We start from the raw sequence: 13,524 nt of genomic DNA, 5'->3' as shown, positions 1-13,524 counted from the left end.
GCACCTTCGAGATTCTACTGATTTTCCCGACTCTCGACCAGTTGTTACATATGGTAACTTGACCGCTGTCGTTCATAACCAGCTTGCTGTAGTGTGTCTACAGCGGCGCGACTGCCCGTCGCACATAAATTACACCCCGGCTCGGAACCGGGGTGTTTTACTATCTAAGCTAGGCAAGTTCGGAACCGTCCCGGAGGCAGTCTAGACTTCAAGTTCCTGGCGCTCAAACTCTGCCCCCAGCCACTTACGGCTGTATACAAACGGGGCAACGTAACCAAGGGCCAGCCCCACCAGCAATGAAAGGACAATTCCCAATGCATAACCGGCTGAGCGCATTGCGATACTCAGTTCGGCAACGAACATCCCAAGAATTAGCGATGCACCCACAATCCGCGGCAACCGTACAGCAAGTCCGCCCTCCGTTTTGTAACCCAAGATTAAGCCCGAAACTGCGCCAATAATCAACGCCCAGCGTGCGCCCCACAGCCATAACGCCACGGCGCCCAAGGCAAAGAAAATCCACACCGCTAGTCCATGACGCCAAAGGAATGCTTCTAAGGCCACCGCCCGGCGCTCGAGCGCCAAACCGCTCCGGGAACGGGCAAATTCACGAATCGCCGGCACATCAGGGAACATTTCCGGGGAAATAGCTATCGTCACATAGTCGTCGCTCAGGCGCAAAACACCGATCTTGTCTTTGCTGAGGGTGGTGAGCTCCGACCAGCGCAACTGCCACTGACCGCGCCAGGTTCGGCACACAATCTCTTCATCTGTAAGCGTCAACTTTGCCCGTTGCCGCACATAAATCCCCCAACCGCAAATAAGGGCAAAGAGTGTGCCTGCGATTATAAGGGGAGTCAGCACTTCGGCCCAATACCACTGCCAGGTCCGCACACCAACACCAAAGGACATAACAAACAGAGCGAGAGTATCCATATAAAACTGCACTCCAGGGAGTGCGGCCCGAATCTCTCCGGCCTCACCCGACCCGGCAGGCAGCACAACCTCCTCCTTATACTTCAACATCACCGTCAGCGAACCATGATCAAGATACAAAAACTTCAGCAGGCACTCATTGCTTCCGACCATAAACCGCTGCAGGAGATCCTGGGGCTTGCCCAGCTGTAACTCACCGCCCCGGGCCACCACCTTTTCGTCATTGACCCAGACCAGCAGCCGGCTAAAAAACGGGCGGTACTTCACCCGCACCCGGTAGACCTCACCGTCATTCTCAATCAGCCATTCGCGTTTTATTCACTCATCCCCTGACTCAGCTAATGGTCAACTTTTGTTTACTGTATTCCCGTTCCAACCAGCGCCGACCCAAAGTATAGGGCAATAACATACGTAATCCCGATTCCTTAAGCTCCACCAGGCCCCGCCGCCGCCAATGACCACCCCCGCAGCCAGGGCCCAGGGGACTATGTACTGCCAGACAAAAACGAAACCGAAGGCGGCAATCAGCAGCATTACAGGGCTCCAGCGCAACAGAAGACGCTCTCCGGACAGTGGACGGGGCGTTGGCTCCAGACCACTGCGCTGGCCGATTATATCAACCAGCTCGGGTAACTGCACAAACATCTCCGGGGTCAGCTTCAGCGCCTGGTAAGAATCGGCCAGCCGGATGCAGCCACGGCGATCCACGCTGAATTCACTGAGCTCCTCCCAGCCTAGCTCCCGGTTCCGAAGCGGACTGCGCCAGGCAATCCCCGCCGGGGAAATATGCAAGCGACCCAAACGCACCCAGGCGTAGTTGCCGGTTATATACAGAATTATTGCCATCAGTGCCAGCAAACCGGCCCAGGCAAGAAGTCGATTCCCCATTGCCGCCCCCTGGACCGCGATCAGCATGACCATCAGTAAATTCATCAGCCATATCGGACTCGGAGAATAAGCGGCATGTACGGAAAATTCATCGCCGTGAAGTTGGTCCGAGACCAAAACCCTGTCTTTATGCAACAGGGCATATGTATGACTCCCGCTGTTTTTTCGCACCTGAAGAATTAGCGCTTCTCCAGATACGGTAAACGGCAGCAGAAATTCATTGCTCTTTCCAAACTCCGGCTTTGCACTGGCCAAAAGATTTCCTTCTGAGTCCCGGACATCCAGCTCGCCGCTATAATGGTCCCTTTCCAGGGCAAGCGGCCGGGACGTGCCGTCAATATTCAATGTCCAACGTATGTCCACGTTATCCCTCCCTCAAATTACCCGTTCAATGCCTGCCTCCCGGGCTCGCTCCTGCCAACTGGCCAGTTCCTCCTGGCTTAACGCAGGAATCTCCTTGTCCGCACGCAAATTACTGTATGCTAGAAGCCGCAGGGGCGGCTGGGGCGTCATTTCCCTTACCAGAGCGCAGAGTTTCCGGAAATGTTCTTCTCCGGCAGTGAAGCCGGGAATTAGCAAATGCCGCACTTCCACCAGCTTGCCCTGGCCGTGGATATACTTCAGGGACGCCAACACCGGCGCAAGCTCAGTGCCGGTCAGTTGCCGATGCAATTCCGGCTCCACCGCCTTAATATCCAAAAGCACACCTTCCGCCGCCGGCAACAATTGGTCCCACACTTCCCGAGTCGCCAAGCCATTGCTGTCCAACAACCCAGCAAGCGCCAGCTCCCCCTCCAGTGCCAATAGCAACTTGCGGGCAAATCGCGGCTGGCAGGTGACTTCGCCGCCACTCAAGGTAACCCCGGCCAAGTACGGCTTATACGGGCGCACCATTTCCACCACATCCGCCACAGTCATGCGACGGGCCCGAGGATTGGCGGAATGCACACAGACATCCACGCAGCGCTCACAGGCCTCACAAGTCTCCGCGTCAAAGCGCAACTGTCCGCCCTCAAGCTTCAGGGCGCCCCCAGGACACACCGCCACACAATTCCCGCACCCAACGCATAATTGACGTGTGTGGGGATTGTGGCAGGTGGGACAAAACATATTGCAGCCCTGGAAAAAGAGGACAAAGCGGCAGCCTGGGCCATCCACCAGGCCCAGTGGCTGCCATCCGGCAATTAATCCACTCATATCAACTGTTGGCCCGGCGCCGGAGCACACCCAGGCGCTCCACCGTCTCCACGGCATTATCGTCCACCGAATGCCAGCCCATGCGCTCCAGGTCTTTTCGCCGCACCAGGTAGCCTGTGATGCGCACCACATCACTGTCTACGGAGTTCATGGACAAAGTCAGTGCTCCTTGGGCAAAGGCGCCGCGGATGATATCCGTCAGCGCTGCCGGATTCTTCGCCGCCGTCTGGTCAAAGACGAGGATTGAGCTGGTGCCGGCGGGGAAAAACTTGTGAAAGGGCAGTTCCACATTCAGCTGGTCTAAAAGCGGCGGGATGTGCTCGGTGGCAATCCGGGTGCCCGGAGTGGTGTCCACATCAAAGGGCATACCCACCTGGGCGTGGAGCAGCGCCCGCCCGCCGGAAATCTCGCAGTACGGCATCGGTATTGCCGCAAGCTCGCTCTCCAACCTAGCGATTATCTGCTGGCCCAGTTCCGCCGCCGCCTGGTCGCGACCTAGTATCAGCGCTTGCCCTTCCCGCTCTCCGATCATCGCTACCGCCTCGGCCAGGCCGACAATACCGGCCATTGCCGTAAACCGCTCCCGGCGCAAAAAGCCCTCGTCCACCAGAAACGAGGAGGCGAAGAATCCGCTCGTTTCCACCAGGAAGCGGATACGCTTTTCGGTAAGCTCGGCCAGGGCCCGGGCGGCCGCCGGCAAAACTGCCTCGATAAATTCCTCCCGACCAGCATCAGTGCCTGCCGCCAGCTCTTTCAGATTGATGCGGGTCAAAGTATAGGCGCCGCCACCAATAGGTAGGGTGTTATAGCAGCTGGCAACGCCACAGCGCCCATCATAGAACTGCTCCAACCGCACGTTATTCACAAAATAAGGCTTGCTCAGCTTGAGGGCAGTTTGCACCGCCAACTCCAGGAAATCCGCTTCGGTTTCCGCTGAGCAGAGCAGGCTGAGGTTAGGCACCGACTGCTTCAACTTCGCCTCTGCGGCCAAAAGCGCCTGACCCACCTTGCTGGCCCGCGGCCCAATATTGTAATGGACGAAGTTATCCGGGAACATCCGGTCAACTGCCCGCAAAAACAGGGCCAGCTTGCGCTCCAGGGTTTCTGGCGCCACAGCTTCCGCAAAGGGCGCCAGCAGCTGGTCCAGGGCCCCCAGATAAACTGGATAGGATGTAATCGATGGGACGTAAGTGTAAAAGATAAGTAATGTATACAGGGCTTCGTCCAGATCCGTCGGCGGCGCCAGCTCCAGCCACCGACAACCCTCGGTAAACAACCGTTGGTAGTCTGGCAGTATATAGCGGGGCCGCCAAGGTGCGTTGCCCTCGGCCATGTCATCCAGGGCGCCGCTTTTCAGCAGCTGCGTTGTAGCCGCCGAAAACGCCAGCGGCTGCACGCTGTTTTCCGCCGCCTGGGCCAGGGCCCGGAGCTTGCGACTATATTCCATCGGTGTGGTCAAGAGTTCATAAATATCCATGCCAACCCCTCCCTCCCTTCATTATACGGGATTGAGCTCTCAAATCCCACAGTTTTCACAGACAGAGCAAGTTGCGAAAGCGCCCCTGGTGCAGGTATAATGCTGGTAAAGCTTTAGAGAGGTGGATTCTTATGAAAGATGTCGGTAAGCAGTTTTTACAAGCAACCAGTTACCCCTATGTCAGCGAATCGGATCAAAACCAGGAAGTGCCCTGTCCCGATCTGGAAACGCCGCTGCCCGCGGGCCATAAAATTATCGACCTGCCGGCGCCGGAACAAACCGAAGTAAAAGATGTGACAGTAAGCAACGCAATCAACCGGCGGCGCAGCAAGCGCAATTTCGATGACAAACCGGTGAGCCTGATGGACTTATCCTACCTGCTGTGGAGCACCAACGGCGTCAAAGAGAAGCTGGAGATTGCCAGTCTGCGCACAGTGCCCTCAGCCGGCGCCCGACACCCCTTTGACACCTGGCTGGCTGTACATAATGTGGATGGTCTCGAACCCGGACTCTACCGCTACCTGGCCTTCAGCCATCAGCTGGCCCTGATCAAGCCCGACAAGGATATCACCGAGCACATTGTCGAGGGCAGCATGCGCCAGAAGTGGATCCGCACCGCCGCCGTCACCTTTATCTGGGTGGCCGTGCCCTACCGCTGCGCCTGGCGCTACAGCGAACGGGCCTGGCGCTATATTTTCCTGGATGCCGGCCATGTCTGTCAAAACCTTTACCTGGCCAGCGAGGAGATTGGCTGGGGCTGTTGTGCAGTTGCCGCCTATGACGATGCGTTCATGAATAAAATGCTAGGTCTCGATGGCGAAGAGCAGTTTGTCATCTACATGGCCCCGGCCGGCCAACTCAAAGGACGGAAGTAAAATTCTCGACCTGCCGCACTACCGGCAGGTTTTTTTACTGAAACTTGATAGTTCTGCACATCTAGCATATACTGGTAAGGAACCAAGTTTCCTTACAAAAGGGGGAAATCATATGAATCGCTCCACACCTTGTCCGGAGATGCCTTATGATAAACGTCGCATCCACATTTCTTCTAAACGCCAGATAACAATTCCGGCTAAATATTTTGAAGCATTGGGGCTTTCTAAAGAAGTGGACTGCATCTATGCGAAAGACATGTTGATACTCACCCCAGTGAAAAACCAAGATGCCTTTAGCGAAGAAATTTTAGCAGACTTGATTGCCCAAGGATATTCCGGAGAGGAATTACTGACAGAGTTCAAAAAAATTAATCGTCAGGTTCGCCCGGCTGTAGAACAACTGATTGAGGAGGCTGACGCAATCGCTGAAGCAGCATCCCATAATTATCATGATCCAACAGATGAGGTTTTTGACCCGGGAAACGATAACACGTCTGGAGAATAAATGCTTCCGATTGCGTACATGCCAAGTGCAAAGAAGTATTTTAAGAAACTCAAGGATCCCGGTTTAAAAAACAAATTCAAAGATGCTATTCTTAGCATCCGTAGAAACCCACAGGTTGGACAAGCAAAAAGCGGCGACCTAAAAGGGCTATATTGTCTTGATCTGTATTACAAAAGAACCAATTACGACTTGCGTATCGCATCACCAAGTTAAATAACGGCGACATTATTGTTATCATCATGGCAGGCACCAGAGAAAACTTCTATAAAGAGCTAAACGGTATATGCAATAAAATTCAGGGCGAACCAAGTGGTCCGCCCTGTCTGTTTACACCAACGCAGATATTACCGATGCCCGGACAATGATACCCAGCAGGCGTTCCTGTTCGTTGAGCACCGCTATCGGGTAGCGGGTGTCTTTGGCCAACGGTATCAGCTCATGAACATAGGCCTCGGGGCCGGTGGTGGGATAGTCATGGATAAGGATATCCCGGATAGTTTTGTTTTCCTTCAAGGCGTTGATGGCATCATCAATGGTAATCAGGCCCAACAGTTTGCGCTCTGGACCAACGATGAAGATGCTTGAGATGCCATTGGTCTCCATCTCCCGGATCGCCGTCTTTAGGCCGGACTTCTGGGAAAGCAGGGCGCTGGGCGTAAACATTACATCCTTGGCCTGGAGCACCCGGGAGCGGTCCACATCCTGGACAAAGTCCTTTATATAAGCGCTGGCCGGGTTGGCGAGGATTTCCTCCGGGGTGCCAACCTGCTCGATCACACCATCCTTCATCACTGCCACCCGGTCCCCTAGTTTAAACGCTTCATTGATGTCGTGGGTGATAAAGATAATTGTCTTTTTGAGATTCTCCTGTAGCTCCAGGAGCTCCATCTGCATGTCCCGCCGGATTAGCGGATCCAAAGCACTGAATGGCTCGTCCATCAGGAGGATGTCGGGGTCGGTGGCCAACGCCCGGGCCAATCCCACCCGCTGCTGCATGCCGCCGCTCAGCTGGCCGGGGCGCTTGTCCTGCCAGCCCCCGAGGCCGACACTCTCCAGCACTTCCAGCGCCTTTTCGCTGCGCTCGGCCCGGGGCACGCCCTTGACCATGAGGCCGTATTCGACGTTTTCCTGCACCGTCATATGGGTAAAGAGCCCAAAGTGCTGGAACACCATCGCCATCTTGTTTTGCCGGAACTGGCGCAGTTCCTGCTTAGAGTATTTTGATACATCCTCGCCGTCCACCAAAATCTTGCCGCTGGTAGGTTTGTTCAACAGGTTCAGGCAGCGAATCAAAGTCGACTTACCGCTGCCCGAGAGCCCCATGATTACGAAAACTTCGCCCTCCTCAACCTCAAAAGAAACACTATTTACACCGACAGTGCAGCCGGTTTTCTTTAAAATTTCATCTTTGGCAACGCCCTGCTTCAGCATGCTCATCACCTGCTTGGTGGGACGGCCAAAGAGCTTGGTCAAGTTTTCTACCTGCAATTTTGCACTCATTTCTCCACCTCCTGTCCTCTGGATTTAACTTTCGTCAAAATTATAGCGGTCGGCCATACTCTGAGTCAGCCGATCGATGATAATCGCCAGAAACACAACGGCAAGACCACTCTCAGTGCCCCGGGCAATATCGATGCGGTTGATTGATGTCACCACAACATGGCCGACTCCGCCGGCGCCAATCATCGCCGCAATAACCACCATTGCCAAAGCCATCATTGTCGTCTGGTTAATCCCAGCCATAATCGTCGGCAGCGCTTGGGGCAGTTTGACCCGGAACAACATCTGCCAGGAGGAGGAACCAAAGGACTGACCGGCCTCCACCATTTCCTTAGACACCCGACGCAGGCCAAGGTCCGTCAACCGGATAATTGGCGGCAGGGCATAGATCATTGTCGCAAATACACCCGGCACCTTGCCCATATCAAACAGGATAACAGCGGGAATCAGGTAGACAAAGCTGGGCAGAGTCTGCATCGCGTCCAAAACTGGCTTTAAAAACACCGCCAATTTGTTATTGCTGCCCATGGCGATCCCCACCGGTATGCCCACCAAAAGTGAGAAGAACACCGAGGCCAGCACAATCGCCAGCGTCGACATTGTCGGCTCCCAGAGGCCAAAGGCACCAATGGTGAACATCATCGCAGCAAAGACGAGCCCCGAGACCACAGATTTCAGGCGCCAGCCCAGGAGAAACACCAGGCCGATAAATAACCACCAGGGCATCAACAACAGCAGCCACTCGATATTCAATAGCAGCCAGAGCACGCCGTCGCGGATGGCATCAAACACAGCGCCAAAATTACTGTTTAACCAACGGATAAAATCATCCGCGTATTTACCCAGTTCTAAACTAATTTGTTCTGGAAACATTCATTCACCCCCGTAATTTAAAAGATGACGGTGCAAAGCCAGGACAAAACTGGTGGCTGTACACCGTCATCACGTTGTCAGGAATCCTGTGAGTAATTATTCAGCAAGGGCCTCCTTGACTTGTTCAGCAACGTCTGTCGGCACCCACTGGGTCCAAAGGTCCTCATACTCTTTCAGGAACCAAAGGGCCGTTTCTTCGGTGTCTACGCCATTCTCCTGCATGTAGGACAAGGCGAGGTTGGTCAGTTCGGTGCTTGTCTGATAGTTCTCCAGGAATGCCACCACATCCGGTGCTGTATCCGGCAATTCGCTGTTCACAGTGACTGTAACAGGCATCGACGGGTTCTCGGTGGTGTAATCCTGGGACCATTGCTCCTCGTCATACTCGTCCTCTTCCAGGAAAGTGAAATCATACATTCCCATTAACCAGGTGGGCTCCCAGTAATAACCGACAATTGGTTCGCCCGCTTCGTGGGCGCTGGACAAGGCGGTGGCCAGGGCCACATCGGAACCGGGGCTGAAGTAATTATAATACTCGTCCAACCCGTAGCCTTCGACCTTGCCAGCCATGATTACATCAACTTCCCAACCAGGCGGGGAGCCGACAATCCGGCCGCGACCAGAGTCTTCGGGGTCCTCAAACAATTCCCAGTATTCGTGAAGCTGATCAACCCGGCGCAGGTCCGGCGCCATCGGCTCGATACCCCGTTCCGGATCCCCCTCGATGACAAAGGTGGGAACGTAGTAACCGCCCCGGGAGTCATCGAAGTTGACCGACAGCTCGATGATATCGCCGCTGTCAATCGCTTCATTATAAGTGTCCATGAAAGTCTCCTGCCAAGTCTCCATATAGATGTCAATGCTGCCTTCCCTGAGGGAAGTAAATGTCATCGGCGTGGAGCCGGACATCACTGAAGTCTCATATCCATAACCATTCTCGATGATAAACGCGGCAACATCATTGTGAAACTGTATGCTGTCCCAACCTGCGTCGGCGAAGACCAAAGTCTCGCCCTGAGTCGGGGCACAACCGGCAGCGATGATCAAAACCGCTGCTAATAATCCCAAAATAATTTTTCTATTAACCAAAAAATCGACCTCCTGTTGACATAATTAACCTACCATTAATGATACCACTACCGCTTTAATGTGGCAAAAGCCGTTTACATGCCTTCATCCCGTTCTCCAGATATGTCCGGATGATACCCACGGCCTGGATGAACTGTACAAGCTATCCTCAGAAATCCACATATTTTCTTCGGAATGCTATTCAGTTTACCGATTTTTTGCAAACGAAAAGTCCACCTCGACGCCAAGTCCGTCAAAAGTGGACCGAATTTCGATCAGACCAATCGCTTATATATTGATGCCGTTATTTCCGCTGCATGTCGCCAACTCCAGGCGCTCTGCACCGCCATATCCAATCCCGGCGGCGCCGATTGGCCCAAGTTTGCCGCAACCAACCGTTTTAAAAGCGCCGAATCATCCGGCGAACAATAGCCTACAGCATCGCCAAGATAGGCCCGGGCGCTGCCTTCGGCAGTAGCAATCAGCCGACAGCCCAGGGCCGCTGCATCGAGATTGACTAATCCGGGCACTGCATACCAGGCCGGCTGCACATGCAGGGCCGCGCTCCGATATAATCCGGCGAGACGTTGCTCATCGACGCGGCCGGTAAACTCCACTGCCGGATTCTCCCGACGAATCTGCAAGCTGTAGCCGTAGTCGCTAATTGGACCCGCCAGAACCAGCTTCACCCCCAGCTGCCGGCATACCCGGGCCAGAGCCAGCTGATTGTTCCACAGGGCAATTCGCCCAACGCAAAGCACGGTCTCCGGCGATAACGTTACTGGCTCTTCCGGCAACCGATGGATATCCGTCCCCACCGATGCCACCTGCCAGCTGACATCAACGCTATATTCGGCCAGCACTTGTTCCGCCTCAACAGCTGCCGCCGGCGCCAGCATATCCATACCCGCCACCAACTCCCGGCGCAGGGGGGCACCCGCTTGCCAGCGCCGATAATGTCCGGGACCCCAGGCCATCCGTATCCGCTCCAGGGGCCAGTATAGGGGTGTCAGTATTTTTTTCACCGCAGTAGAACCCAATTTCCGAAACGCCGGGTAGAGCTCCCGGGCCCGAAAAAGATTAAAAAAATGCACAATATCATATTGTGATCCCAAATTGTCCATCCCGTTATTGCAGATATCCACTTCCACACCCAGTCGCTGCAGGCCCCCGTGGAGTTTTTGGACCTGAACGCTGTCAGCCCCGGGATTGGTCTCCAAGTCCCGCCGCACGACGAACAGCACCCTGAGCATTAAACCACCTCGCACGCACCGGTTTCGCTTCGCGTCACTAATCAGTTTATGGTTTATTTCCTGGGCAAGTGCAAGCAGATAACTGTATATATAAATCAAAAAGACGGAACCAACGCGGTTCCGTCTTCTAACAAAAACAAGATTCACCCTATTTGCTTAACCAATTCCTTGGCCAGGGCCACGATATTGTCAGTTGTAAAGCCAAGTCGTTCCATGACCTCGGGACCGGGCGCCGAGGCGCCAAACTCTTCCAGTCCCATGCAGATATCCCCCGGACCCAACAGCTGTCCCCAGGCCATGGGATGGGCCGCCTCGATACCCAGCCGGGGCACATCCGGCGGCAACACCTGTTGCCGGTAACTATCCTCCTGCAGCGCAAACAGCTCCTGGCACACCATGCTCACCACCTGGGCGACAATACCCTCTGTCGCCAGCCTGTCCCGGGCCGCAACCGCCAGCTGCAGCTCCGAGCCGCTGGCCAGGAGCAGAATATCCGCCTGCTGTGGCCGCTCCCCGAGAACATAGGCGCCCCGGGCCACAGCCGGCCCGGTCCCCACCAGGGGCGGCAGCTTCTGGCGCGAAAGAATCAGCGCCGTAGGTCCGTCCCGGCGCTCCGCCGCCAGCTGCCAGGCGAGAGCCGTCTCCCGCCCGTCGGCCGGGCGCAGGACATGGAGGTTGGGAATGCTGCGCAGCATCGCCAACTGTTCCACCGGCTGATGGGTAGGGCCGTCCTCACCCACCCCGATACTGTCATGGGTAAACACGTAGATAACCGGCTGCCGCATCAGGGCGCTGAGGCGCAGTGCCGGCTTCAGGTAATCGGCAAAGGTGAGGAAAGTGGCGCAAAAGGCCCGCAAGCCGCCGTGCAGACTGAGCCCGTTGCAAATTGCCGCCATGGCATGCTCGCGGATGCCAAAGAAAATATTATTGCCCCGGCGGTTTGTTGCTGTGAAATCTCCTTTACCATCCAGGTAGGTCAAAGTGGAGACATTGAGGTCGGCGGAGCCACCGCAGAGATTGGGCATATGTTCCGCCGCCACTGCCAGGGCCCTGGCGCTCGACGCCCGGGTTGCCTCCGGCGCATCAAACACCAAACTGGCCAGATCAGTTGCCAACTGGGCTGGCACGTCCCCCTGATGCCAGCGCCTCCAGCGCGCCGCCTCCTCCGGGAATTTATCAAAATAGCGGGAGAGTAGTTTTAACCACTCTTTGTACTGGCGGGTGAGGTTCTGCTTACGCGCTTCCACCAACTCTGTTACCGGCTCGGGCACGGTAAAGGGCGGATACTCCCAAGCTAAATATTCCCTGGTCCGGGCCAGTTCCTCAGCCCCCAGGGGCGCGCCGTGGGCGGCCGCGCTTCCCTGCTTGCCGGGGCTGCCGTAACCTATCTGGGTGCGGACGATGATTAACGAGGGCTGGTTGAGATTGGCCCGGGCGGCATGCAGCGCTTCCGCAAGCGCCACCGTATCGTTTCCAGAGCAGACCGTAAGCACCTGCCAGCCGCAAGCGCGGTAGCGACCGCCCACATCTTCGCTGAAGCTCAAATCGGTACTGCCGTCGATGGTTATCTGGTTGTCGTCATAGAGGGCAATCAGCTTGCCGAGCTGCAGGTGCCCGGCCAGGGAGGCGGCCTCGGCCGTTATTCCCTCCATCATGCAGCCGTCTCCCATGTAGACGTATGTATGGTGGTTAATCAATTCAAAGCCCGGGCGGTTGAATTCGGCGGCCAGGCGCTGCTCCGCAATTGCCATGCCCACGGCATTGGCGAACCCCTGGCCCAAGGGCCCTGTGGTTGTCTCCACCCCGTCGGTGTGGCCAAACTCCGGATGCCCCGGGGTCTTTGAGCCCCACTGCCGGAACTGTTGGAGATCTTCAATAGATACATCATAACCGAAGATATGCAAAAGCGCATACAACAATGCCGACCCATGACCGGCCGAGAGCACAAACCGATCCCGGTCCGGCCAGTAGGAATCGTTGGGAAAGTGACGCAAAAACTGTGACCAAAGCGTCCAGCCAATGGCGGCCCCGCCCATGGGCAGCCCGGGATGACCGGAACCGGCCTTCTCCACGCTCTCAGCGGCCAGCATCCGGATACAGTTAACAGCCAACTGGTCTTTGTTCATCCTTTCACCCCCATTTGCGAAAAGGAGCCAAGCTTGTCCCTTCATTAAACACCGAACAAGTTTGGCTCCATCCCTCTCGTATAAAGTTTTCGCCGCCTGCTTGGATAATCCTGCTAGCTAGAGCATCATTCCAAGAATTAGTCCGCTAATTAAGCCAACAGCAGCCCAATGCCGATGGTACTTGCGCCCCCGGGGAACAAGCTCATCCACGACAATGTAGTACATGGCGCCGGCGGCCAAACCCAGGGCCCCCGCCACCAGGAAATCGCTGGTCTGAAACATCACGTATCCCAGGGCCGCCCCCACCGCCGTCAGTAATCCGGCGAACACCAATAGTGCAGTGAGCAGGACCGGTTTCATGCCGCCCATACGCAGCGGCACCGCCATTGCCATCCCCTCGGGAATGTTATGGAGGGCAATGCCTATTGCAATCGAAATACCCAGGGCCGGACTTGCAATATGGCCAGCGCCAATTGCCAGACCTTCCGCCAGGTTATGCACCGCAATCCCAAAGAAGATCAGCAGCCCGGTCCGCAGCCACTGCTCCTTTTCACAGGCTTTTTGTCCGTTCTCCGGGGCCAGTGTATCCGCCAGCATCATCACAATTGCGCCGGCCAGGACACCCAGCACCGCCTGAACATGGCCGCCAATCTCCATTGCCGCAGGAATAAGTTCCATCGTCGCTATCGCCAGCATCACACCGCCGGCAATTCCTAACATAAACGCCAGCCAGCCCCGGGTCGGCTGCCCCCAGATAAAGGCAATCCCGGCTCCCAAGACAGTTGTCAGGCCAGCCAGCGTACTAATAACTAATATATCTGTCACT

Annotated in this window: 12 protein-coding genes and 1 pseudogene; 3 read left to right on the top strand and 10 right to left on the bottom strand. The window is 55.7% G+C overall.

Going from position 1 to position 13,524, the window contains the following annotated elements:
- Nucleotides 1-201: 201 nt before the first annotated feature.
- The 4 genes from FH749_11295 to yjjI form a co-directional block, all read right to left on the bottom strand.
- Nucleotides 202-1,209, bottom strand: a complete 1,008-nt coding sequence (locus tag FH749_11295) for a hypothetical protein (protein MTI96047.1) — start codon at nucleotides 1,207-1,209, stop codon at nucleotides 202-204.
- A 72-nt stretch (nucleotides 1,210-1,281) separates the two neighbouring features.
- Nucleotides 1,282-2,187, bottom strand: coding sequence for a hypothetical protein (locus tag FH749_11290; GenBank protein ID MTI96046.1), 906 nt, complete (start codon nucleotides 2,185-2,187; stop codon nucleotides 1,282-1,284).
- A gap of 12 nt (nucleotides 2,188-2,199) precedes the next feature.
- Complete coding sequence (gene yjjW / locus FH749_11285) at nucleotides 2,200-3,153, bottom strand: YjjW family glycine radical enzyme activase (protein MTI96045.1); 954 nt, start codon at nucleotides 3,151-3,153, stop codon at nucleotides 2,200-2,202.
- The gene (gene yjjI, locus FH749_11280) at nucleotides 3,023-4,498 is read right to left on the bottom strand and encodes a YjjI family glycine radical enzyme (protein ID MTI96044.1); all 1,476 of its coding nucleotides are present in this window, start codon (nucleotides 4,496-4,498) and stop codon (nucleotides 3,023-3,025) included. The genes yjjW and yjjI overlap by 131 nt, the downstream gene beginning before the upstream one ends.
- Nucleotides 4,499-4,629: 131 nt before the next feature.
- On the opposite strand from yjjI, the gene FH749_11275 reads away from it, so the two are divergent.
- The 3 genes and pseudogenes from FH749_11275 to FH749_11265 all read left to right on the top strand — a co-directional run bounded on the left by FH749_11275 (nucleotide 4,630) and on the right by FH749_11265 (nucleotide 6,243).
- Nucleotides 4,630-5,373, top strand: a complete 744-nt coding sequence (locus tag FH749_11275; GenBank protein MTI96043.1) for a SagB/ThcOx family dehydrogenase — start codon at nucleotides 4,630-4,632, stop codon at nucleotides 5,371-5,373.
- A gap of 112 nt (nucleotides 5,374-5,485) precedes the next feature.
- Complete coding sequence (locus tag FH749_11270) at nucleotides 5,486-5,878, top strand: AbrB/MazE/SpoVT family DNA-binding domain-containing protein (GenBank protein MTI96042.1); 393 nt, start codon at nucleotides 5,486-5,488, stop codon at nucleotides 5,876-5,878.
- Nucleotides 5,879-6,243 (top strand): annotated as a pseudogene (locus FH749_11265) (type II toxin-antitoxin system RelE/ParE family toxin).
- Here the strand turns inward: FH749_11265 and FH749_11260 are convergent.
- The 6 genes from FH749_11260 to FH749_11235 all read right to left on the bottom strand — a co-directional run bounded on the left by FH749_11260 (nucleotide 6,206) and on the right by FH749_11235 (nucleotide 13,523).
- Nucleotides 6,206-7,378 carry a glycine betaine/L-proline ABC transporter ATP-binding protein gene (locus FH749_11260; GenBank protein ID MTI96041.1) on the bottom strand — a complete coding sequence of 391 codons (1,173 nt, stop codon included), beginning with the start codon at nucleotides 7,376-7,378 and terminating at the stop codon, nucleotides 6,206-6,208. The pseudogene FH749_11265 and the gene FH749_11260 sit on opposite strands and share 38 nt — an antisense overlap.
- A 24-nt stretch (nucleotides 7,379-7,402) precedes the next feature.
- On the bottom strand, nucleotides 7,403-8,251 hold the full coding sequence (locus FH749_11255; GenBank protein MTI96040.1) for an ABC transporter permease subunit: 849 nt from the start codon (nucleotides 8,249-8,251) through the stop codon (nucleotides 7,403-7,405).
- A 96-nt stretch (nucleotides 8,252-8,347) separates the two neighbouring features.
- Nucleotides 8,348-9,340, bottom strand: coding sequence for an ABC transporter substrate-binding protein (locus FH749_11250; GenBank protein MTI96039.1), 993 nt, complete (start codon nucleotides 9,338-9,340; stop codon nucleotides 8,348-8,350).
- 254 nt (nucleotides 9,341-9,594) lie between these two features.
- Nucleotides 9,595-10,572 (bottom strand): glycosyltransferase, encoded by a 978-nt coding sequence (locus FH749_11245; protein ID MTI96038.1) that lies wholly within the window; start codon nucleotides 10,570-10,572, stop codon nucleotides 9,595-9,597.
- 143 nt (nucleotides 10,573-10,715) lie between these two features.
- Complete coding sequence (gene tkt, locus FH749_11240; GenBank protein MTI96037.1) at nucleotides 10,716-12,698, bottom strand: transketolase; 1,983 nt, start codon at nucleotides 12,696-12,698, stop codon at nucleotides 10,716-10,718.
- A 117-nt stretch (nucleotides 12,699-12,815) separates the two neighbouring features.
- Nucleotides 12,816-13,523: a zinc/iron permease gene (locus FH749_11235; GenBank protein MTI96036.1), complete on the bottom strand. Its 708-nt coding sequence runs from the start codon at nucleotides 13,521-13,523 to the stop codon at nucleotides 12,816-12,818.
- Between the last annotated feature and the right edge of the window lies 1 nt (nucleotide 13,524).

This window comes from Bacillota bacterium (assembly GCA_009711825.1).
Taxonomy (GTDB): domain Bacteria; phylum Bacillota; class Proteinivoracia; order UBA4975; family VEMY01; genus VEMY01.
This window is presented reverse-complemented; position numbering and strand designations above follow the sequence as displayed.